The organism is Lyngbya aestuarii BL J (assembly GCF_000478195.2).
GTDB classification, from domain to species: domain Bacteria; phylum Cyanobacteriota; class Cyanobacteriia; order Cyanobacteriales; family Microcoleaceae; genus Capilliphycus; species Capilliphycus aestuarii.
The window spans coordinates 37,648-59,219 of sequence record NZ_AUZM01000040.1 but is presented as its reverse complement, the minus strand read 5'-3'; the positions used below and the strand labels follow the sequence as shown (position 1 = coordinate 59,219).

Sequence of the window (21,572 nt, the reverse complement as noted above, 5' to 3'; positions counted from 1 at the left end):
CATCAAATGTTGACCTGCCCAAACCGGGAAGGGACGAATGGTATCCCAAGCTTCATCGGGTACGTTATCCGGTGTGATTGCCTGTGCGTTACTGGCTCCATGAATCCGGTCATGGTCGAGGTTATGTGAACCATCAACGGGTGCAAGTCTGGACTCTGCGACAAACCCTAAAGCGTTCAATAATGACATTGTTTTTACCTTGATAATTTGACAATTGATGAGGGTTACACCTACCCACAAAACCGCCCAATCCCACTGATTTAATTGACTAGAAACTGTTGTTGATTGCCGAAATAATCCGAATCTGTGCGTTGAGGTCAAGCTGCTGAACGGCTTGCACTAACGGGTCTTGAGAGACTGTTTCCTCTACGATTGAAAAGAAAAACTCACTCAGAAAGTCTGAAGGTTGAGTCAACAGTTGATCAACTAATTGCTGTTCGTTCATTTTCGCTCCGAAAATTCCAATCTAAGTATCTGAATTTCTACGGGTGTGAAGGCAATACCCGCAATATAACCAGCGCAGAACAATCCCAGTATTAGCAGATTGATGAGAAATCTCAGTCCAAATCTGGGTGTTTTGTTTAACGCTATTGACTGGTTTGATAGTGATTCGGTGGCGAAAATAATGCAGCGAAAAAGTCCTGCAATGGAAGCTTTGGGGGCGTGCGTTTATGCAGGCTTTCTTCAGGTTTTTTGTAGTGAAGGAATGATTTGGGGGTGAAGACTCGTGAGGGGATTTCTGGGTTATCCGTTATGACCTGATAGGTTGTAGGGGTTTCCGGTTGAGTTGCGATCATAAATTCCGGTGCTTCTACCTCATCCAGTTCGGCTTCTGTCAGGTGTCGGATTCTGTCAGGTGTAACGTTGAGGATTTTCCCGCTTTCCTCAATCTGAATCTCAACATCGTTTTCAGCTAAAACGTGAGTTACCTGGCAGGTGTGGGCTTCATCCAGTTTGACCCAATCACCAATCACTACCCAGTAGTCACCGTCAACAGACTTGTTGATAAGCTTGCCGGGTTCGATTGGCGGTTGTAACAGTTCCCAAGTTTCCGGGTGAGACTCTGGGGTGATGTTGATAATTTCCGGTTCAACCAACGGCTCAAACAGGTCGTCTGAGACGGTTTCCTCAGTTTCCTGTTCTTCCAATGACTCGGAAACTTCACAAGCGTTAACGGCTGCTTGCCATGTTGACTTCTTACGCAAGTCTCCATGTTGGGAGATGAAATATTTAGATAGCCCAAGCGCTTGAGCTTGAGCTTTCAATTCTGATAAAGTCATAGTTACCTCATCCTGAGAACGGTTCAGTTGTTGAGGGAGTCTAGGGGTTACTGCGTCAACAGTCCCTGGACGTCCGGTAATTACGAATGATAATACATTGTCTCTCCAATTGCAAGTGTATTAAAGTTAAATAGAAGCTATATGAACTACAGATGCAAATAACCATAGTGGTTCCAGACGACATTGGGGAGTTGATTGGACTAATAGGAAGACAGACAGGCAGAAGCACATCTGGAATGTGTGCTGGCTGGATTAAAGATGGTGTTTACCGAGAGATTGAAAACCTTAACAAGGTTGAAGTTTATAAATCTCTCATCCGGAAACGCCAAAAAGAGGAGGCTCAACAAAAAGATGAAGAATCCCCAGAGGAATAATTGTGATCGCAACTGTTAACCTAAAGTTGAGTTCTATCTGATCGCTTCTCAGTGCATAGAGATTCTGATATGTTTTACCCCTAACCGTTGTGCAGTTAGGGGTTTATTTTTTAGGGGGTCAAGTTTTCAATTGACCTGATCAACTTCCCTGCTGAGTTGGACGTGTAACCCCTCTCCCGTTTAAGTTTGGGGAGTGTTTCAGCCAGCCAGTTCTCTAGGTGTTTACACCTGTCATTACATTGTACATACGTGTCATTACTGCTGTCATTACTTGTATGTACACCTGTATTGACACCTTCCCTGAGAGTCTCAATCTCTGCTCTCAGGGATTCAGCTTTTTTTCAAGCCGTGCCTCTATTTCAGCCATCCGTGTCTCTATCATTTCCTGTATTGACGGTTGTACATACTTGTCATTACAGATGTCATTGCTTGTATGTACATCTGTCTTGACATCTGTATGTACGCCTGTATTGACAACACTCTCCATGAACCCGGTCAACTGTTCAGTTAGGTTAGTTTCATTAGCATCACAAAACGTCTGAAACGCCTCTAATAACTCGGTTTCACACCGAAAGGATACCATCTTTTTAGCCATGTCATTACACTGTCATTACATCTGTACATACACAGTCTAGACTGTAATGACTGTATTGACAAGTGTATTGACGGTTGTACATACGTGTCATTACATCTTGTCAACAGGTAGACTAAGAAAAAATGGTATTGGCCATGTTGAAAGACTTAAGTTACGACGCCTTTGGATTGTTGGTGATGGCTCAGAAAGAGTTTGGCAATCGCCCCGACTAATCCATCCCTTGCCTCTCTCCTTTATTGAGGATGAGCCAGAGCAATCTGTTAATCAGCCCGTGCCAGTAAAGTTAAGTCAGTAGAGCAAAGTTAAGCATCATTAGTCAGCACCCTTCTGTTAGAGGGGTGTTTTACTTTGAGATAGGGCTGTCTTCTCTGAAAGCCTTGTTATACCTTACTTCTAGACTTACAAGACAACCCCCTGTCTAAGGCTGTCTTAGGGGTTGTCTTCTCTGAAACCACTGATATACATTAATCCTAAGACTTACAAGACAACTAGACAGCCTAAATAAGACTTTTAAGTGAATTTCTATACTTCCTTACTCCTGTTCTGTTACCATGACCCCACAATCAAAAATGGAGCGAAAATCAATTCGCTCCAAATTCGCTCCAAATTCGCGTCAAAGGGGTATTGTGTATTGTCTGAAAGTGCCTCTAATCAAAGCTGGCGGTCGGATTTGAACCCACAACCTTCCGATTACAAGTCGGATGCACTACCATTGTGCTACGCCAGCATATTTTGTCAATTTCTTGACCTTTAATACTATAGCACAAGAAATGAAACTTGTGTAAATTAATTACTCAAATTCAATTTTCCCTTACAGCTTCTGAAGATAACTCAGGAGATCAGCCATTTCTTGAGGAGTAGGCTGAAATTGAGGCATAGGAGGGGTTTGACCGCTAGTCACCTGATGAATAATGCCGACGGGTGATTTCCGTTGAGAAACGTCTAACAGACTTGGCCCGACTTGATGACTGACGTTTTGAAAATGACAGCCTGCACAGTTCATTTCAAAGATGGCATGACCTTTAACGGGATCTCCATTGAGAGATAAGACTTGCTCGATATAGGGATCTGAAACCTGAAGCCAGTTCTGTCCCACCACCCACAGCAATATCAGCAGCATGATCCCGACGGCGAAGAGGGAAACCCGTCTGAGTAGGACATCGATTTCAGTGCTAGTAAGCTGGTTATTCAAAGCGTCCTTATCTATTTGAGAAATATCTACAAAAAACTTTACTTATTCACTAGCTTAATGCTTTCAGGCGGTCAGAGCAAGTTATCTTCATAAATCTAGAATGACTAACCCCAAAGGAATCGGGCTGGAGAGAATAATTGAGTATTTTTGTCAAGTTTTGTAAACTCATGGAGATTAATCAAAATTCCATTTAGCAATTGAGTGATTGCCACCCTGAACGAATATGCGATATTAATAGGATTGAGATCTTTCCATCATATCAAGGAGAATTAACGTGGTAGAACCTTTACTTTCTGGCATTGTCCTCGGTCTAGTGACTGTAACCTTAGCCGGATTGTTCTTTGCGGCTTATCAGCAATATCGCCGAGGCAATCAGTTAAACGGTTAAAAAAATAGGTGGGGACACAGAAGTGAGAATAAAGATGATCATTCCTTTGTCCCTGCTAGTATTGCTTGGATCGGGTTTTCAAACCTCTGAAATACAATAAAAAGTCAAGGCTGTATTTCCATAAACTTTCTCCCGACAGATTTGTAATCCAGAAAAGGGTTGAACAGTCCATCGTTTCGGATCATGTTCGACGGCTAATTCACCATCAGAAGTGAGTAATTGATAATTGGCGATCGCTTCTATTACAGGTTGATACAAATCACTGGCATAGGGGGGATCAAAGTAAATTCGATGAAATTGCTGTCCAGCTAAGGATTTCAGTCTTCCCGACACATCACCCCGAATCACCTCAAAAGTTTGATTAGGACTAGCTACCTGTTGCCAATTTTGACGGATAATTCGACAAGCTGGCCCCGACTGTTCGATCGCAATGGTTCGGGATGCCCCTCGACAGAGGGCTTCAGCACCCATTGAACCACTTCCTGCACACAAATCTAACCAGTGACAGCCTGTGATGCTATTTTGCCAAATATTAAATACCGCTTCACGCACTCTCGCCGGAGTTGGACGAGTTTGTTGTCCAGACAAAGTTTTTAGCGGACGATTGCCGTAAATTCTCAAACTCATAGGAAAACAACAAACCAATTAACCGTTAAACTAACTATGGGAAATTGCCCGAAGCGGGGATTTTTGAGCAGATTTATCGTTGACAAATTCCACAAAATTACTCAACATTTGCAGTCCTGCGGTTGAGGATTTTTCAGGGTGAAATTGTACCGCCATAACGTTTTGATGGGCAACGGCTGCGGTGACAGTTTGGCTTCCATGAGTAATGGTAGCGGCTGTAATTTGAGGGTTTGTCGGGGCAACATAATAGGAATGAACGAAATACACCCAAGGGTTTTGATCAAGGGTTTTCCACAAAGGAAGATGGGGTTGAGTCAATTGCAGTTGATTCCATCCCATGTGAGGAATTGTCAGTCCAGGTTCAGACTGAAACCGTCGTACAGTTCCCGAAAAAATGCCGATTCCTGCTTCGTTACCTTCTTCGGACTTTTCAAACAAAATTTGCAAACCGAGGCAGATGCCGAGGAAGGGAACGCCCGCTGCAATCACATTTTTAATGGGTTCGACAAGGTGGCGCGAAGTCAAATGTTGCATGGCTGGGTCAAACGATCCGACTCCTGGTAAAACCACTGCATCGGCTTGTTGAATTTCCGCAGGAGAATCCGTAATTTTTGGGGTAGCCCCTGCTTTTTCTAAACCTTTACAGGCGGAGTGGAGATTTCCCATGTCATAGTCGATTACTGCGATGACCGCCATTTAACTCGCGTTCCTTTTCTCGAAATACCCTTATTATTGTACGTCTTTTCTGGCTCGGCAAAGTTATGATGCGATCCAAATTGACCCTCGTTGTAGACTGTCAAACAATTGATCAAGATGAACTTGTGTGCTGTATGAAAAGGATTGTTCCGATAGGATAGCAGATTTGAGGAGTTGGTAGTCAAGGGGGGTGATTTGACGGAAGGTGAGAACTCGCTTGATGATGGCTTCGAGGTTAAGAGTGGAGGTGGAGGTTTCAGTTAACATGGTTCAACTGCAATTTCGAGGTTAACAATCTCTATAATCTCGCGATCGCTAGATATGTTGTGTGATATGTTAATTGAGTTTTTGTGAATGTTGTCAGTCTGGGGATGTGACAGCATGGGTGTCTCAGGTGTGATCTGCATCCGTATGTTTACGGAGAGGTTGAAAATACAAGGGTTTGAATCACCGTATTTTTACGGATTATCTTTTCTCAACAAATTTGGCAACCCGGTTTATTAAAAGTTACCGGGTTTTGGGGTGTAATTAGGACTGTTCGGAGACAACTAAACTCGAAGATGCACTGCGTCCAAATTCTTCGGGGGCTTGTTGTAAATAGGCTTTTGCACCAGGCCAGATAAACTCACCGGGTGTTACGGAACGAACTAAATAATGCAGTTGATAAACTCCGGGTTGGAGATAGTCAGCATAGGCGAGAATGCGGTCGCGGTAAATAGTTTGATAGCTAATATTCCAACTATCAGTTTGGGCTTTTAAGGCAGAATTACTGGTTTGAAAACGGTTATCAATGGCTTCAAAACCAGCCGGAAGTGGGTCTGTAATCATCACATTGTTAACGGGATGGTCGGTGATAATTTCTAAGCCGATATCAAACACTTCTCCAGGTTGAACTTCTAGGGGGTCTTCTGCTGTAGAAAGTCCCATTGTTTGCAACACTTCACTCTGATTAACTCGTTTAACTTTGCGTTCAACTCTTAACCCATTTAACCGTCCGGGTTGGCTTCCTTCCAAGCGATATTCGTAGGATATCCAATAATTCAGTTTTCCGTTTCCAGAGGTTTGAATGATCAGATTATTCTTACCTGGGGGTAATTCCGACATGGGAATATTGAGGTTGAAACTGGAATTTTTGAAGCCGTTAAATTCGGTTAAACCCAAGTTTTTACCGCCCAATTTGACTTGAACTTGGAAGTTTTCGGGAGTGGGTTCTATGGCTGCATATTCGGCTAATGCAGTTAAGGCTTCAGCGTTATTGTAAGTGCTTCCCCAGGTTCCCTCGCGACGAAGATTGAGTAAACTTTGGACAAGTTTATCTATCGTTTCCGGTTGACTATTTTGACTCACAAATAAACGCAATGCTTCCGACTGGGCGGTGATATCTGAACTCATCCAGCCGTATTGTTGGGGAATATTAACGGTGGCGGTTCGTCCGGTTTGATAAACGATTTCTTGCAGTTTATTCACCAGTTCGTTAAATTCCGAATTCCACTCGGGGAAGTTGGATAAATAACGGGCGAGTTTAATTTGAGTTACCGTATCAAATTCATCCCGCAAGCCGTAAATATCGGACATAAAATCGTTGCGTTGGTCTCCCATTTCTGCTAACGCCATCAAGAGATTTAAACGAACTCGACTTTTACACACTAAATCATCGCTACATAATTCATTTTTTTCGGGGTTAGCTAAGGCTTGTTTAAGGTAATATTCAAGTTGATTGAGTTTATTTTCATCAACTTTAAATCCTACTTTTGAGGCTTGGGCTAAGGCTTCTCCGGCGTAAGCAGATAAGAGAGGATTGGAGGTTTTTTGTTCGGGGTAAAGGGCGAGTCCTCCGTCGTTTTGTTGCAGTTGGAAGATTTGTTCTAGGGAGTTTTCGGCTTGTTGATTGAGGTTTAATTCACTAAAATTTTGACCATATTTTTGGCTTAACTGTTGTAAGTTGGACGCAATTAACAATTGACTCGCCGCAGGTTCAAGGAAGGGTAAATCTTGATTAAAGATTTGTTTGGCGGGGGCGGTGATTTGAGGAATTAATGTACTGGCTAGGGAGATTGTTAAACCGCCTGTATCTCGCAGAGTATCACGAGTCACATTGATGGGAATATTGAGAGAATTGGTTGTGGTTCCACTTTCAACTACTTGTTCTGTAACCAGTACAGGTTTGACTTCTAACGGAACTTCAAAGCCATCGGTTTTCCCATTAAACGCGGTTTGAAACTTCACTTGAGAGGTTCCCACTTCTTCTACTAATACCGGGAAATAGTAGGCTTGGGTTCCAGCTTTGAGTGGGCGTTGAATCGTTTGGGTATTGGAGTTTCCGGGGGAAAGTTTAACGCCGCCTTCGACATCGGCTTTGACGGCAATCATTCCTTTGTTTCCGGTGGTGTTAGTAACGGAAACTCCGGCTAAAATTTTGTCTCCTGGGCGGGAAAATTGGGGTAAAATCGGGTTGGAAAGTAGGGGTTGGGTGGTGATAAATGTGGTTTCGCCCGAACCAAATTTAAAGTTTCCATCAGTAGCGACAACCATCACCCGCCAGGTGGTTAAATCGTCGGGGAGTTGAAAGTTAACGTTGGATTTTCCGCTATTGTCGGTGACAATTGAACCTTGATAATAGGCTAAAGGTTGAAAGTTTTTGCGGATACGAGTGTTGCCAATTCCTGCGGAGAAACCGCCGCCATATCCCCAACCTTTTGCTGATGCAGCTTGAGGTATTGCTAAGTTAACTTCCGGACGATTATCACTAAAACGAGTAGAAATCGGTTGTTCGGCGTAGACGGTTTCGAGTAAGTTGGGAGGGCGATAACCTGTTAGTTGTAACACCGCTTCATTAACAACCATCACGGTAAATTGTCCGCGTTGGGGTTGGTTGTTTGCATCTTTTAATTGCAGTTGCAGGGTTTGTTCAGCGCCGGGTTCGACTTCTAACTTTTCTGGCATAATTTCCAGTTGTAAAGTTTTTTCGGCTAAGTCAGTTTTAAAGGGAACAAACCCAATTTGAGATAAGTTTTCAACGCTTCCGGGTTCGACTTCTGAAAGGGGTTCGCCTGTACGAACTAATACCGCTTCGACTGCTGCATTCGGTAACATTTCCGAAGTAACAGTAAATTGAATTTGCGGGGCGCCGCCCGTGACGGTTGTTTGGGTTTCATACAACGGTTTATCGCGGACTACTGCAAAATATAACTCGCCTTCTGCGTAGGGAGATTTAATTAAAGCGGTGGCGGTTTCTCCGGGTTTGTAGGTGTCTTTATCGAGTTCAATTTGTAAGCGGTTGTCGTTATTTCCTCCCCAAAAAACAGGAGAATTACCAGTCGCCCAAATTTGTAAATCTGTTGCGGTAGCTTCGCCGGAGTTGTTGAGAAAATTGGCACGAATTCGATAGGAACCCGACTCTGGAGGGGTTAAAGAAACGGTTTTTGGAGTCTGATTTGATTTGACTTGTGTTGTCGCAACGGTTTTATATTCAACTTGGTTTTTATCGGTTTGTCCGCCTGCAACCACTCGGGTAACGTTGCTGTAATTCATTTTTTGCAATTCCAAACGGACTCCCATATTGGGAATTGGTTTTCCGTTGGGGTCGGTAACAATAACTTCGATGGGAAAAGCTTTGTTGGCTTCGGCGACAAAGGGTGTTTTTAACCCAATTAAACGGTTACTCGGTAAAGCAATTACACTTTGAGAATCAGATACCGCTAAGTTAGAAACATCGGATACTTCTACATCCACCCGATATTGCATTGGAAAGGATAAATCTTTGTCAATTTTAACGCTTTGGATGCCTTTTCCATCTGGGTTGAGAACCTCACTTTTCTGTAAGACATCACTAGGAACAGTGGGTTTTTCTTCCGGCCAAAACCATTGTCTACCAAAGCTATATTGTTGCCAATCTTTAGGGGTAAATTCTGTTGGGGTACGAGTGATATAGTATTCAGCCTTTCCACCTCCAACCGGAGAACCAAACAAATAGTTACTATTCGTGTTTACGGTGAGAGTTTCCCCTTGAATAGCGGTTTCTTTATCGAGGTTCAACTCAACCTTAAAGTTTGGGGGTTTGAATTCTGCAACTCGTAGGTTTCCATAAATTTCTACTTCATTTTCTGCTTTTGCACTTAAACGATAATCTCCCAGTGCTTGGTCAGAATCTAGCGTAAATTCAAAAGAAAATGTACCAAATTCATTGGTTGGGTAAGTGCCGAGGGTTTTTTCTGTCCCTTCTGAGGTTGTCAAGATAACGGTATAGTTGACGTTTTTATCTTGTTTTAATTCACCATTTTGTAGATAATACGCAACTCCTGTTAAAGCAACTTTTTCTCCGGGTTGGTAGAGTTGTCGGTCAGAAAAAATCACGCCTCTAGAAAGGGGTTTGCTATTTTCCCAGTCGCTATAAATTCCATAAGCGTACATCCCACTATAAGAATGAGTTCGTGCAAAAGCCCAGTCGTCTCCTTCTTTGGCAATTACTAATAATTCTGGGGCTTCCGTAAAGCGATCGCCGTTCATACATTGTTGGAGATTTTCGGAAGTTAACGCCAATATTCCGTTTTCGTTCGTGTTTCCGGATGCACAGGGTTTTGGGTTAGCAAAGCTTTGGGCTTCGAGTTGAGATTGATAAATTTCAACGCTAGCATTATTCACCGGGGAACCGTCTTCTAAATGATTAACTTTTATAAGTCCTGACTCGGGAAACCATTGGGAAAAAACACCTAAGTTTGTGAGTTGAACGAACCCATAAAATTCAGGTTCATTCCAGCGCCGTTTTCCTTCTTCTTGATAACGAGTGGTTCGCGCTTTAACTCCATAAGCCAGCATTCCTGTGTCTTTCCCAAGTTTTTTCCGTAAATTAATTGAGGTTTCTTGGGTTTGGTTTTCTGGGGTTTTTACGGAGAAGGAAGTCCAGTTTCTTTCGGCGGGTAAAAGATTTTTGCGGTTTTCTCGCGGATACGCAACATCGGTATAGACTAAATCAGTTGGCTGAACGATTTTATAGGCGGCTGTATATTTCGACTGGGGTAAGTTTGTAGTGGCAATATTAAGCTGTAAATTTTGGGTTGAGGGGAAAATATTTAACCCTGTCGGCGCCCAAAGGTCAGCCGCAACGTCTCCGGTTTGATAGGAGAGGCTAATAGGTTTTTCTAGGGTTTGACCAAATTGATCTTTAAGGTCTTTTCCAATTGTAATGGTATAGTTCGTTTGTGGTTCTAATGCCCAAGGATTGAGGTTAATAATATTACTATTTCCATAGGTTTGAATCAGAGGAGGTGCGTCTTTGGGCGGTGGGGGATTAATCTTAATATTTTCTCGGGCTGATGCTTCTAAAATTTGATTGTTAAATTTCAGTTGCGGACTGCCCTTTTCAAACCGTCCGTAGGTTCCCCCTCGACTCGGTTCGCCGTAGAATTGTAGGGGTTCAAATTGTAGAGAATCAAAGGTTTTTATTTGAGAGGAAATGATAAATTGACTGTCTAAATTTCCCTGCTTAGGATGCAGTCCAGGTGTGATTTGTAAGGTGTATTTTGTACTTTTTTGTAGATTTTGCGTGGGAGTTATGGTATACTGCCAGATATGGTTTGATGGGTCGTACTGTGTCTGAGGGGGTAAAGACTCCGAATTAAACTGATTTTTCGTGAGTTCTGCCTTAACCGGAACGGCTTGATTTGACGCTTGTGAAACGAGTTTAACGTGTTGCGTTAATGAATCTATATCTAGTTCGACGTTAGAGTTAAACGTCAAATCAGGAGTCAAACCCACAGGATTGTTTTCAGACCCTTGATTTTCTTCGGTTCCCGGTAGATTAGTAAGCTCAATTGAGTCGGTGTTGAACGTCCAGGCTAAATCTTGGTCTAGGCTGTGATTTTCGAGGTCAGACAAGCCGGGTTTGATTTTGACTTGAATACGAGTCGCTAACGGTAATGCTCGGTCAGCTTGAAACCCCACCATTCGCGGAGTAAGAAAGCGAAATTGTCCGGGAAGTTGGGGGGTAATTTCAAAGTGATTGAGAAGTTGACGCTGTTGGGGAGAATCCAAACGCTCAACCGGAATTAACGGGTTTTTAAAAATAATCTGAATTGGACTCTGAGAAGTCACAACTCCGGTTGGACTAATTTGTTCTATCCAGTCGGGAAGTTGGGGAACAGGCAGGGCAGAAACTGTCGGGAATGGTTCTTCTGTTGGGGTCAGACTCAAAAATCGACAACCCGCTAGCGTCACAATAAACAGAAATATTAATATAAACCGCTTCCAAATTTTGCGGTATTGGCGTTGGGTTCCCATAGCGTTTTTCATAAAAGCTCACCCCTTTGATAACAGATCAAACTCTCTCAATTCCGGAAAAGTCTACATTTTTTAACGAATAGCTTGCTGAGTCAGTTCACTCTTTTGTGCGGCTTCGGCGGGAGTCATCTTTTCATAGCGTTCAAATGGTTGATGAATCCAAGGAGAATCAGCTAAATATTCGACATAAAAATCAGGAACAATCACCGAACAAGCTTTATACCATAAAACAGCCGTTTTGATTTCCTGAATTTCAGTAGTATAGTTCGTTTTTAACCACGATAGACAGTCTTGTAAACTAATCCCAGAATCAACTAAATCATCAACTAATAAAACCTGACTTCCCAGGGTTTCTGTTGTCATTGTGAGATGATTCGCGATTTTAATTTGACCTCGAACTCGACCTTCAGAACCTCGATAGGAAGACGCAGAAAGAATCGCTAACGGTGTATCATAAATCCGCGAGAGCAAATCTCCAATTCTCAGTCCTCCCCTGGCTAAACAAACAATTTGATTAAATTGCCAGCCCGAGTGGTAGATTTTCGCCGCTAAGGACTCTATGGCTTGGTGATAATCTGACCAAGAAACGTATAAATCGTTCATCCTGATTTGCTAGTCGTCGTCAACAATTACAACAAAATTTTGTTACTGTTCTAGTTTACCGCTTCTCGATCAAAATAGTGTTAAAAAATGTAGAAAGGGTTGACACAGTTAGGGAAAAATTGTACCATCAGTTATAGTAGAATGGGAATATATTGTGTCCTGCAAGGTCGCTTCAGTTAAATCAGCTTGTTTGAGATTCGCTTGACTCAGATTTGTATAACTCAAATTTGCTCCAGTTAAATTAGCCCCTTCCAAGGTTGCACCCATTAATTGAGCATTACTCAAATCACTATCTCGTAAATCAGCTTGAGTCAGATTTGCATCACTCAGTTTGGCGTGAGAAAGATTAGCACCAACTAACTTGGCTTGGTGTAAATTTGCGCCTGTCATTACCGCTTGAGAAAGGTTAGCCAATAACAACTTTGCACCCTCAAGATTAGCATTTTTCAAGTTAGCTTGAGCTAAATTCGCACCCATCAAATTCGCCTCAGACAAACAAACACCCGTTAAATCAACTCCGACTAAATTAACACCCCGAAAATTCCGGTTTCCCTGATGATAACACCGCAACATTTCCCCTACATTTGTTAAGCCAATTTCTCGGACTCGGGGTTGTCGTTGGGTAAAGCTAAACCTATCGCCAGATTGAATCACTGCCATTTCATTATACATCGGATAAGCACCCGTTCCCGTTAATCTCACCCAACCTCTTGACCGCGTTAAAGCCACAAATAATTGATGACGAAAACTGAGATTTGCTTCATCTTTGGCTATTTGATCAAACCCAACTAAATAAACCATATCCGCTTCTTGTCCTTTCGCCCGATGAATACGAGAAATAGTAATTCCGCCTTCACACCAAAATTGATTAGGTTTCTCTTTCTCAGAGGTGACAATATTACAATCAACCGCCCCCGGAATATAAATATCTAATCCCTGTGTCATCAAAAAATTAGCGACATAAGTTTCCAACGCCATCGCTTCAAAAATATTTCCTAAAATAATAATTAAAATTTCCCGACTCGGACGCAGCCCATCTATCTTTAAATTGTGGTAAAGATGTTGAGAAAGGGCAGTTAATTCATTTTGACGAGAATGATAAGCTTCAAATTCAATCAGAGAATTTTCCCAAAACTGTGAAACCGGATGAGGACAGTTTTCTGACGCAAAAGATCAGGTCACTTTCGGAATAGGAGAATAAACCGAATGTTCAATATTCACTTGATAACCCATCACTTCCCAATCTTCAATTCTGGTCATCGCTGTTAATAATCCCGAGGGACGGAGTAACCCCAAGCTAATCCCATAAGCCGCATTTAAAATTTGACGAGGAACCCGATAAGAACGAGAAAAAATCTCTGTTTTGTTGATTTCCTTCGGATATTGACCTGTTAACAGATGTCCCCATTCATCCCCAAATAATTCACTAGCTGTCGGACTTTTTTGCAGTTCTAAACTTTGCATCTCATCCGCCGCCCAAATTAACAGACGTTGGGAGATTTTAGCGGTTTGATTTGCTTCTAAACTAACCAGACGTAAAGTTTGATACGCCATCCAATAAAACGGCTGTTTTCCTTCAAACTTCAACTCATCTTTAACGATTAAATCTTGACCTTCATCAATTAAAATCGCATCAAAACAGGCGGGAATAACTGTTTTTTGAAGTAAATCACAACAAGCTTCTGCTAATGCTTCATGGGGTTTAGAAGAATTAGTTTGACGAACACTCAAACTCCAAACACCTGCGGCTTGACAAATTGTATTATAAAGTCCGGGTTGTTGTTTTGAACCCCAAGCATGAAGCACCCGCAATTTTTGATTGTGAACATCATACCCGACTTGATGACAACTAAAGTGTCGCAACCACTGATCTAAATGTTGAATAATTGGTTGATATAAACTGCGATTAAAAAAGACTAAGGCAATATCCCAGTCCGGATATTTAAGGTGCATCTGGGCAGCTTTTTGACAGAGTAATACAGTTTTTCCAGACCCTGCTATTCCGCGAATTCGTTGTAAACCTGGGGGAATTTGTTTCGCAATCCGTTCTTGGTTTAAATCCAGTTTATAAATATGTTCTCTAACTTTAGCTAAGATTTCCGCCCGCATTTTTTGATGTTCTCGGAAAAAGAATTTTCGGGTTGGGGGACGAAATAAAGGGGTTCCAGAGATAATGGCTTGTAATAGCTCCCATTGGGGTGACGTGAGTGTTTTTCCCGGAACTAAAGAAGGGATTTGAGTGATTAATTCAATCAGAGAAGATGGACTTAAAAGGTCATTTTGAAAGAGAATAGGAGGAGAACTTGGTAATTTGTCAAAGCCTCGTTTTTCCCAATCTTGAGCGAGAATAAAAGGCAAAGCAACTATCGCCCGTCCAAAAACTTGATGTTTGAGAATCGGTTCAGAATTCCAATAGTTCAGCAAAGCAAAGAGTTGGTTTTCTGCTTGTTGGTAGGGCGTGATGCGAGTTGTGTAAAAATTTTGTAACGCCCAAACATGACCTGTAATAGTAACAATTTTATCAAGAGTGATAGACTTTACTTCTATGACAATTAATCCCAGTTGAGCATCTACAATTAAAATATCCGGTTCTTTACGAAAAGCTCCTGTTTTTGAAAAAATCGGATAACGCCAATATGCGATACAATGACGGTGAGCAAAAGTCTGGCGAATCGTTTCCCAAACTTGCTGTTCACCGAGTTCACCTCTTGGTCTGAAGGCTTCAGTGGTGATGAACTTTTGAGTCGGTTTGTGGGTGCGCTCTCCTGTCATTCGGAAATTTAATGGGTTTACTTTGTTGAAAAACGAGAATCTGGCTGTCAGAGAAGTTAGGATGGAGCTAGCTCAAGGTTACACCCGACTTGTGAACATTTTCAATAGCATTTCATGGCTTCTTACCACATTCCTCTACTCCTACTGACCTACTTGACTTTCTCGGGTTTTATCGACCATCCGAGTCAAAGTACGATATCTCAAAATTTGACTAACCTACAGCCTCCTGTTCTCTCCGATGAATCGACCCGTTCGTTAATATTGGCTCAAGAAAATTCAACTTCTGAAAAGCAAAAATTTCAGCTTCCGACTAAACTTCCGACCGGATTAATTTTACTCGGTGTGGGGTCAATAATTGTGACCGGAGGAGCTATTTTTATTATTGTTAAATTAATTGGTCATCAGCCTGAACCGGAAGCCGAAGACCAACTCTCGCCCGAGGAGACGGTTGAACATTCTTCACCCTATCTTGTTCAGTCTGAAAATACGTTAACTCCTCCGAGTTCTGCTTCTCCGTTTCAACTTGAAGATGCCAATACAGACCCCGAAACTTTATCCCCACCCACTCATAAATCTGTGAACGAACCTCGGGAAAATAACGGCTATGTAGATATACCTCGCCCTCAAAAAGAACCTCCAGAAAAAGCATCTATTCCCTCCCAAGTTCATTCGGGTGAGACTTTTTTAATCGCCGATAAGCCCCGTTTACCTCAACTTGACCGAGTGGAACAATTGATTTTAGAATTACAAAATACGAATCCAACTAAACGCAGTCAAACGATTTGGGAATTGGGTCAACAAGGCGATTCTCGGGCGATTCAACCCTTAGTAGATTTAATTTATAATTCTGATTCTAAACAGCGAAGTTTGATTTTAGCCGCCCTTTCAGAAATTGGAACTCGCACATTAAAACCCATGAGTCGGGCGTTAACGCTATCATTACAAGATGAAAATGCAGAAGTTAGAAAAAATGCCATTCGAGATTTAACCCGTATTTATGACTTAGCTTGTCAGATGAATCAGTTATTACAACGGGCGGCGGATGACCCTGATAGCGAAGTGAGAGAAACGGCTAGATGGGCGGCAGATAAGTTAAGTCGAATGCGTCCATTACCCACAATAGGTGATGAACCTCCTCGATAAAAAGTTAAAAATTAAAAAGGGTTTTCTAACAACATGAGTTCTAATTTACTGAAACTATTATTAATCTCAACTCCTGTCGGGCCATTAGGGTCAGGAATAGGTGGTGGTGTGGAATTAACGCTATTAAATTTGGCGAATATATTACAAGAAAGAGGTCATCAAGTTACCGTTGTCGCCCCAGAAGGTTCAATTTTAGAGTCAATTAATGTGGTGGAAATTTCGGGCAATCTCCAAATCATGGCACAATCTCAAGACCGAGATACTCCGATTATTTTACCTCCCGATTCGGTTTTAGAAAAGATGTGGGATTATGCCCGCCAGGTGCAGAATAATTATGATTTAATTATAAATTTTTCCTATGATTGGTTGCCACTCTATTTAACACCATTTTTTCATATTAAAGTAGCTCATTGGATTAGTATGGGTTCGCTAACAACAGCGATGGATAATATTATCAAAAAAATAGTAGAGCAATTTCCGAAAGCAGTTTTTTTTCACACAAAAACTCAGGCGGAAACTTTTAATTTTAGTCAGAAAAATTTCATTTTTTTGCAAAGTGGAATTAGTCTGGAACAGTATCAATTTTGTGCTAAACCAAAAAATCAGTTAGCTTGGTTAGGTCGAATTGCACCGGAAAAAGCCCTAGAAGATGCAGTTTCAGCGGCAAAAATCACCGGAATTCCTCTTAAGATTATGGGAAAAATGCAGGATGAAGCCTATTGGGATAAAATCAATCAAGATTACCCCAACGCACCAATAGAATACTTGGGATTTTTATCAACAAATGAGTTACAAAAACACCTGCGAGATTGTCGGGCGTTATTGATGACTCCCCGGTGGGTTGAGGCGTTTGGAAATGTCGCCATTGAAGCCTTAGCTTGTGGGGTGCCGGTGATTGCCTATCGTCGGGGAGGGCCAACAGAAATTGTCCGAGAGGGCGAAACAGGTTGGTTGGTTGAACCCGATAGCGTCGAGGGGTTGGTGGAAGCGATTCAAAAGCTTGACAAAATAGACCGTTTGTGCTGTAGAAAACAGGCGGAAACTGAATATTCTTTAGAAGTTTGGGGTCATCGCGTTGAAAAATGGCTATTTGAGGTCATACAAAGTTGATGTAAATCATTTAAAATAGATCAAAATAAATCACTTAAATTTAAAGTTTAGCAAACCAGGTTTGATTAATTTCAATCACTTCTATTGTCTTAGTTTCAATACCTAACTTCAAATCTTTAAGAAGTTGACAGAGTTGTTCTCCGTCAATTAAATCAATCGCAGGAGCGCCATCTCGGGTTGCTTCCTGTTGAGCTGAACGAGTAAAAGTTCCAGTTGTTAAAAATAAACCTTTATCAGTTCTCCCTACCATTGCACCTCGAAAATCTCGAATCTCTGAAGAACCGACAGAGCCAGAATAACGTTTACACTGAAAAAAAACTTGAAAACTCAACAAACCAATTTTCAAAACTCCAATTCCATCAATTCCTCCATCCCCCTTTTTTCCTGTAACTTCAACTTTCACAAATCCAGACTCTCTTAAGAGACGCTGACATAATCGTTCAAAAGCATCAGGAGAAAGTTTCTGTAAAACCTGAAGTAATTTCTCCACCCAAATATCAGATTCTACAGACATTTGTAAGGATTTATCTATTAAATCTAAACTTTCCTCCTCCTCTTGAATCAGAGCTTTTTCTTCTAGACTATTATCTAAGTTATTAGAGGAATTATCCTGGCGTTTTTGTCTGGCGTTTGATTGCACAAAACGCTGAACTTTTTTTGGGTCAATTGACTTTAGATTTCGTCCTTTCTCACTCAAAGACCATACACCTCTCCTTACACTCTCTATTACTCCATAGATTTTTAAATAACTTTTAGCCCAGGCTAATCGATAACTAATTTCTGTTTGTGGCCCTTCTTTATGAAGAACACTCTGCTGTTCCTCGGAAAAGTTTTCTAATTCACAAACTTTATCATAGATTTCCTGATTATTTCCCGAGCCTCCTAAAGCTTTTAAAGCGTTAAGAGTTGGCTCGAATAAATCACTATGTGCTGGAATAAACATCGATTTTATTTGACAAACTCCTTCACAAATTTACTGTGTTGTTTTCACCCATTCTACAATTCCATCCGCCAATGCAACCGCTAACTTTCTCTGTTCTTGGGGGTTAACAATCCATTCAAACTCAACCGGATTAATCATAAATCCCAATTCTAATAATATAGAAGGAGTCACCGCCGGACGAGTCAAAGCCAGATTATTCCAAAATACACCGTAAGACGGACGATCTAATGTTTCTACTAAATAATTATGTAAAAAAACCGCAAAACTGTGAGCTTGAGGATGATACCAAAACGTACCAATTCCCTTAGTATTTATCGCATCTCCGTTATCGGGTAAAGCGTTATAATGAACAGAAATCGCCAAATCCGGTTCTTCCTCATTAATCATTTTAACCCGATCTTTTGGAAATAAATCTTCCTCAGATTTACGAGTCATATACACTCTCGCCCCCCGTTTAATCAATTCATTTTGCAACAAATAAGAAACCACCAAATTCACATCTTTCTCAGGATATCCCGTCGGCCCCTTTGCCCCCAAATCATTCTCGCTTCCATGTCCGGGGTCAATCAAAATATACATCCCCGCCAACGGTTTCGGACTAAAAATATCTCCAAAAAAACTCGACTCAGATACTTCTTTAATTTCGGGGGGATGCTTTAATGATAAGACTAAAGTTGTGCCTTCATACCTCAGTTTATATCCCCATTGTTGGTTAGTTTTAAAGTGAAAGGTATATTGAACCGCCTGCTGTTGTTCTCCCATCGGTGAAAGAACAGGTTCCCAGTCCATCCGTTCAATTAACGGACTATCATCAAAGCGAATTGTATCTGTTTGGGCAGTGGTATTATGGAGAGTTAGTGTTAAACTTTGATTGTCCTGTTTAACGGTTACTGGAACTGGAATTTGTAGGGGAAAATAAACCTCTGTCCACTCTCCGATTTGACGAGAACTCGCACTTCTAATAAACGACTGAGGCGGTAATTTTCCTTTGAAAGTTCGGGTTTCATCTACTTTTATCCAGCCGCCATAATCTAAGCGTAAATAATCTCCTTCTCGCCCCGTAATTCTTGCCCGAGTTCCTTTGGGTAAAGGGGTTAAACGGGAATAGGTTGTACTGGGGCCAGTCCGCGCCACGCCTTCATCAACTGTAACTTCTGCGATTTCAAATTCAGCCGGAGAGATAATCGTAATATTTCCGGGTGCATTTTGGGTCACAGTTTCCCCTTTTAAGGTGAGTTTATATTGCGGTTGACCTAAATTAACTTGATTTCTGCGGTTAGAAACCGGAAAAATTTTGCCAATTTCTACACAACCTTGATATTTACTAATTTCTAACGCTATCGGTTGATTATTTCCCGTTAAAACTGCAAAGTTACTCGGCAAATCTAAGAATTGATTTTGACGAGATAAGCGTATAGTTTCCCCCCCTAACTCAACCGAAACTCGTCCGTTAGGCGGCGCAATTGCACTAAAACAAACCAACTCTCCCGGAAGTCTAGATAGATTAACTTTGGGTTGGAGAGAATCTTCTACAAAAGCCACCCCTTCGGGAATTTCAGGTAAGTTAGAAGTGCGATTAATTTTGAGTATTATTTCTTCGTCTTGGTGTCGGAGTTTGAAAATATTTTCTCCCATCTCTAAGGAAAAAGACGGTGCAAAATGACCCGCCGGAGAACGTTCTATTACTTCACCATTAACGGTGACTTCAGCATCGGGAGAGGCGCTTCCAATGAAAAAAATGCGGTTTGAGGTGGTTTCGTGTTCAGCCGGGGGATAAGCAATATAGAGGGGTTGTTCCGCCCAAGCGGGTGATACTATCATACATCCAAACGCCGCCAGTCCTAAAATTCGCTTCATTTTTGCTTCCGTTCACTCACACTTTATAATTGTATCGGATAGAAGTTAATTATAGTTCAAGTTTTCCCATGAGTGAAGAAAATTTTCGCCGCTTAGACTGCGATGATGATATTGTCATGCTAGAAAAAGATACATTTACTGTCGCCAGACTGAAAGAGTTATTGAGTCAAAATCTTAAAGAATTAATCGAGAAAACAGGACAACAAATAGACCGAGATGGAGTTAAATGTAATTTAAGTATAGCAGGTGTTAATCATCTAGCTTCTATTAGTTACTTATTTTATGAATTTTGCAAGCTATCCATAACCGATAAGTCAATTTATTTTGACCTTTCAGATATTAGGTTAGTTATTCCTCCAACGGGTATAGACTGTCAATTACTTGACTTAGAATCGCGAAAATGGATAAAAGGAAAAATTAGAGTTGTTAGTGATTTAAAAATTAAGGGTTTACATTCGGCTGATATCAATCTTGAATTAGAATTCTCTCCTGATCAAACTAATCTTACAGAAGAATCTACAAACGAAGAAAGATTAGAGGACTTAAAATCAAAATTAAATCAACTCAACGAAGTGTGAGGAACAACAACCCGGTAACTCATAGAAATCGGGTTGTTCGGGTGTAACTAACCTAACTCACAGATAAACATTCCATCGGTTGACGAACCTTTAAATAAGAGAGGATTTGAGAAGCCGCTTGTTGAGGATTATAAACCGTTGTATCAATCACCAAAGTTCGTTCACGAGCCATTTTTTCTAACGTTAACCGAGTCGATACAGCATCATAATTTTGTTGTTCAAGAACAACAATTTTTAGCTTTTGTTCTAACTCTTTCAACGTCACACTTCCCTGACGAACCCAACCTAATATTTCCTGTTCTTCTGCTGAGTTAAATACAGAACTTGCTTCTGAGATTCCCAACGCTGCAAAACTGGTTAACTTGTCTAAATCTACACTTTGATTTTGACTGTTGGAATTGATGGTATTTACAGAATCAAAAGCGTCATTTCGCTTTAAAATCCGCTGTAGACGAACTTTATTCGGAGCATCTAAAACAATAAAATTCGCCTCGGTAAACGCTTTAAGTGCATAATTTACCTCATCTTTTCCGCGTAAACCATCAAATATTAATTGAGTCTGAAGCTGTTGAGGATTAATCCAAATTTGACTCAAAACATGAGCCATTCCACCCGAAAAAAATTGGCGATATTGACGAGTATAATTAAACCGTTGAACTCGACAAAAATAAGATAAGTTCTGTTCATTTTCTGCCATTTGAGGAATAATAATTTCATCCGTTAATATGCGCCGATTTGGAAGCAATGATAAGTCTAAACGTTCCTCCATTAAATTAGAAATAACGGTACTTTTTCCCACCCCCGTTAAACCAACAATAATCAATACAGGCTGTGTCAGTAAAGATAACCAACCTTGAGGAACCGATGAACCAAAGCCAACCCCTAAGCTTAACGGTTGAAAAGCGGAGTGTTTTTGTTTTAATTCAGTTGTCATTTATCGTTAAAAAGTTGTTGAATAATCGTTGAAGTTTTGGTTATTTTCTGAAAACTTGGAGTTTTCACCCCATCAAAAAATCTTTCCTAATGACTCTAGTATACATACATTTACACACAGTCTCATCTATTTTTAGACTGAGGTGTTGGGATATCCTATTCAGTTGAGAAAGTTTTCTATTGAAAAACGGGTTAAATATCGACA

20 protein-coding genes and 1 tRNA gene are annotated in these 21,572 nt (G+C 41.1%); 5 read left to right on the top strand and 16 right to left on the bottom strand.

Annotated features, from left to right (window positions below; all coding sequences use genetic code 11):
• The 3 genes from M595_RS16990 to M595_RS16985 form a co-directional block, all read right to left on the bottom strand.
• Nucleotides 1-189 (bottom strand): hypothetical protein (locus tag M595_RS16990; RefSeq protein WP_023067558.1); only part of this gene is annotated, 189 nt, incomplete at its 3' end.
• A 79-nt stretch (nt 190-268) separates the two neighbouring features.
• Complete coding sequence (locus M595_RS31210) at nt 269-445, bottom strand: hypothetical protein (RefSeq protein WP_023066587.1); 177 nt, start codon at nt 443-445, stop codon at nt 269-271.
• Between the two features lie 142 nt (nt 446-587).
• Nucleotides 588-1,280 (bottom strand): hypothetical protein, encoded by a 693-nt coding sequence (locus tag M595_RS16985; protein ID WP_023066541.1) that lies wholly within the window; start codon nt 1,278-1,280, stop codon nt 588-590.
• A gap of 152 nt (nt 1,281-1,432) precedes the next feature.
• Between M595_RS16985 and M595_RS16980 the strand changes: the two genes are divergently transcribed.
• The gene (locus M595_RS16980) at nt 1,433-1,654 is read left to right on the top strand and encodes a hypothetical protein (protein WP_040484011.1); all 222 of its coding nucleotides are present in this window, start codon (nt 1,433-1,435) and stop codon (nt 1,652-1,654) included.
• A gap of 322 nt (nt 1,655-1,976) precedes the next feature.
• Here M595_RS16980 and M595_RS16975 read toward each other — a convergent pair whose 3' ends face one another.
• The 3 genes from M595_RS16975 to M595_RS16965 form a co-directional block, all read right to left on the bottom strand.
• Nucleotides 1,977-2,237: a hypothetical protein gene (locus M595_RS16975; protein ID WP_152983590.1), complete on the bottom strand. Its 261-nt coding sequence runs from the start codon at nt 2,235-2,237 to the stop codon at nt 1,977-1,979.
• 667 nt (nt 2,238-2,904) lie between these two features.
• A tRNA-Thr gene (locus M595_RS16970) sits at nt 2,905-2,976 on the bottom strand.
• A gap of 84 nt (nt 2,977-3,060) precedes the next feature.
• The gene (locus M595_RS16965) at nt 3,061-3,369 is read right to left on the bottom strand and encodes a c-type cytochrome (protein ID WP_023067555.1); all 309 of its coding nucleotides are present in this window, start codon (nt 3,367-3,369) and stop codon (nt 3,061-3,063) included.
• A 346-nt stretch (nt 3,370-3,715) separates the two neighbouring features.
• Between M595_RS16965 and petG the strand changes: the two genes are divergently transcribed.
• The gene (gene petG / locus M595_RS29365; protein WP_009786821.1) at nt 3,716-3,829 is read left to right on the top strand and encodes a cytochrome b6-f complex subunit V; all 114 of its coding nucleotides are present in this window, start codon (nt 3,716-3,718) and stop codon (nt 3,827-3,829) included.
• 78 nt (nt 3,830-3,907) lie between these two features.
• Here the strand turns inward: petG and rsmD are convergent, their stop codons facing one another.
• From rsmD to M595_RS32400, 7 genes are all read right to left on the bottom strand, one after another.
• Nucleotides 3,908-4,456: a 16S rRNA (guanine(966)-N(2))-methyltransferase RsmD gene (gene rsmD, locus M595_RS16960; protein WP_023067556.1), complete on the bottom strand. Its 549-nt coding sequence runs from the start codon at nt 4,454-4,456 to the stop codon at nt 3,908-3,910.
• Between the two features lie 30 nt (nt 4,457-4,486).
• Nucleotides 4,487-5,152: an imidazole glycerol phosphate synthase subunit HisH gene (gene hisH, locus M595_RS16955; protein WP_040484250.1), complete on the bottom strand. Its 666-nt coding sequence runs from the start codon at nt 5,150-5,152 to the stop codon at nt 4,487-4,489.
• 63 nt (nt 5,153-5,215) lie between these two features.
• Nucleotides 5,216-5,419 carry a hypothetical protein gene (locus M595_RS30670; RefSeq protein WP_023067544.1) on the bottom strand — a complete coding sequence of 68 codons (204 nt, stop codon included), beginning with the start codon at nt 5,417-5,419 and terminating at the stop codon, nt 5,216-5,218.
• A 261-nt stretch (nt 5,420-5,680) separates the two neighbouring features.
• Nucleotides 5,681-11,440, bottom strand: a complete 5,760-nt coding sequence (locus tag M595_RS16950) for an alpha-2-macroglobulin family protein (RefSeq protein ID WP_152983589.1) — start codon at nt 11,438-11,440, stop codon at nt 5,681-5,683.
• Nucleotides 11,441-11,500: 60 nt separating this feature from the next.
• Entirely contained in the window at nt 11,501-12,031 is a 531-nt protein-coding gene (locus M595_RS16945; RefSeq protein WP_023067559.1) for a phosphoribosyltransferase, read from the bottom strand.
• A gap of 108 nt (nt 12,032-12,139) precedes the next feature.
• Complete coding sequence (locus tag M595_RS32405) at nt 12,140-13,009, bottom strand: pentapeptide repeat-containing protein (protein ID WP_023067554.1); 870 nt, start codon at nt 13,007-13,009, stop codon at nt 12,140-12,142.
• A gap of 195 nt (nt 13,010-13,204) precedes the next feature.
• The gene (locus M595_RS32400) at nt 13,205-14,803 is read right to left on the bottom strand and encodes an NERD domain-containing protein (protein WP_023067557.1); all 1,599 of its coding nucleotides are present in this window, start codon (nt 14,801-14,803) and stop codon (nt 13,205-13,207) included.
• A gap of 114 nt (nt 14,804-14,917) precedes the next feature.
• On the opposite strand from M595_RS32400, the gene M595_RS16935 reads away from it, so the two are divergent.
• On the top strand, nt 14,918-15,946 hold the full coding sequence (locus M595_RS16935; RefSeq protein WP_023067543.1) for a HEAT repeat domain-containing protein: 1,029 nt from the start codon (nt 14,918-14,920) through the stop codon (nt 15,944-15,946).
• Nucleotides 15,947-15,979: 33 nt separating this feature from the next.
• Entirely contained in the window at nt 15,980-17,056 is a 1,077-nt protein-coding gene (locus tag M595_RS16930; protein ID WP_023067567.1) for a glycosyltransferase family 4 protein, read from the top strand.
• A 40-nt stretch (nt 17,057-17,096) separates the two neighbouring features.
• On the opposite strand, the gene M595_RS16925 is transcribed toward M595_RS16930, so the two are convergent.
• Entirely contained in the window at nt 17,097-17,999 is a 903-nt protein-coding gene (locus tag M595_RS16925) for a restriction endonuclease (protein ID WP_023067578.1), read from the bottom strand.
• Between the two features lie 30 nt (nt 18,000-18,029).
• Nucleotides 18,030-19,856 (bottom strand): N-acetylmuramoyl-L-alanine amidase family protein, encoded by a 1,827-nt coding sequence (locus tag M595_RS16920; RefSeq protein ID WP_023067571.1) that lies wholly within the window; start codon nt 19,854-19,856, stop codon nt 18,030-18,032.
• A 68-nt stretch (nt 19,857-19,924) separates the two neighbouring features.
• Between M595_RS16920 and M595_RS16915 the strand changes: the two genes are divergently transcribed.
• Entirely contained in the window at nt 19,925-20,434 is a 510-nt protein-coding gene (locus M595_RS16915) for a KGK domain-containing protein (RefSeq protein ID WP_023067566.1), read from the top strand.
• A gap of 52 nt (nt 20,435-20,486) precedes the next feature.
• Here the strand turns inward: M595_RS16915 and M595_RS16910 are convergent, their stop codons facing one another.
• On the bottom strand, nt 20,487-21,368 hold the full coding sequence (locus tag M595_RS16910) for an ATP-binding protein (RefSeq protein ID WP_023067541.1): 882 nt from the start codon (nt 21,366-21,368) through the stop codon (nt 20,487-20,489).
• Nucleotides 21,369-21,572: the final 204 nt, after the last annotated feature.

What these genes read in the sequence shown, in the direction of transcription:
- M595_RS16985 (WP_023066541.1), bottom strand. Translation starts at nt 1,280, where the DNA reads ATGACTTTATCAGAATTGAAAGCTCAAGCTCAAGCGCTTGGGCTATCT.
- rsmD (WP_023067556.1), bottom strand. Translation starts at nt 4,456, where the DNA reads ATGAGTTTGAGAATTTACGGCAATCGTCCGCTAAAAACTTTGTCTGGA.
- M595_RS32405 (WP_023067554.1), bottom strand. Translation starts at nt 13,009, where the DNA reads ATGGCGTTGGAAACTTATGTCGCTAATTTTTTGATGACACAGGGATTA.
- M595_RS16980 (WP_040484011.1), top strand. Translation starts at nt 1,433, where the DNA reads ATGCAAATAACCATAGTGGTTCCAGACGACATTGGGGAGTTGATTGGA.
- M595_RS16975 (WP_152983590.1), bottom strand. Translation starts at nt 2,237, where the DNA reads ATGGTATCCTTTCGGTGTGAAACCGAGTTATTAGAGGCGTTTCAGACG.
- M595_RS30670 (WP_023067544.1), bottom strand. Translation starts at nt 5,419, where the DNA reads ATGTTAACTGAAACCTCCACCTCCACTCTTAACCTCGAAGCCATCATC.
- M595_RS16915 (WP_023067566.1), top strand. Translation starts at nt 19,925, where the DNA reads ATGAGTGAAGAAAATTTTCGCCGCTTAGACTGCGATGATGATATTGTC.
- hisH (WP_040484250.1), bottom strand. Translation starts at nt 5,152, where the DNA reads ATGGCGGTCATCGCAGTAATCGACTATGACATGGGAAATCTCCACTCC.
- M595_RS16950 (WP_152983589.1), bottom strand. Translation starts at nt 11,440, where the DNA reads ATGAAAAACGCTATGGGAACCCAACGCCAATACCGCAAAATTTGGAAG.
- M595_RS16925 (WP_023067578.1), bottom strand. Translation starts at nt 17,999, where the DNA reads ATGTTTATTCCAGCACATAGTGATTTATTCGAGCCAACTCTTAACGCT.
- M595_RS16935 (WP_023067543.1), top strand. Translation starts at nt 14,918, where the DNA reads ATGGCTTCTTACCACATTCCTCTACTCCTACTGACCTACTTGACTTTC.
- M595_RS16910 (WP_023067541.1), bottom strand. Translation starts at nt 21,368, where the DNA reads ATGACAACTGAATTAAAACAAAAACACTCCGCTTTTCAACCGTTAAGC.
- M595_RS16965 (WP_023067555.1), bottom strand. Translation starts at nt 3,369, where the DNA reads ATGCTGCTGATATTGCTGTGGGTGGTGGGACAGAACTGGCTTCAGGTT.
- M595_RS16945 (WP_023067559.1), bottom strand. Translation starts at nt 12,031, where the DNA reads ATGAACGATTTATACGTTTCTTGGTCAGATTATCACCAAGCCATAGAG.
- M595_RS31210 (WP_023066587.1), bottom strand. Translation starts at nt 445, where the DNA reads ATGAACGAACAGCAATTAGTTGATCAACTGTTGACTCAACCTTCAGAC.
- M595_RS32400 (WP_023067557.1), bottom strand. Translation starts at nt 14,803, where the DNA reads ATGACAGGAGAGCGCACCCACAAACCGACTCAAAAGTTCATCACCACT.
- M595_RS16920 (WP_023067571.1), bottom strand. Translation starts at nt 19,856, where the DNA reads ATGAAGCGAATTTTAGGACTGGCGGCGTTTGGATGTATGATAGTATCA.
- M595_RS16930 (WP_023067567.1), top strand. Translation starts at nt 15,980, where the DNA reads ATGAGTTCTAATTTACTGAAACTATTATTAATCTCAACTCCTGTCGGG.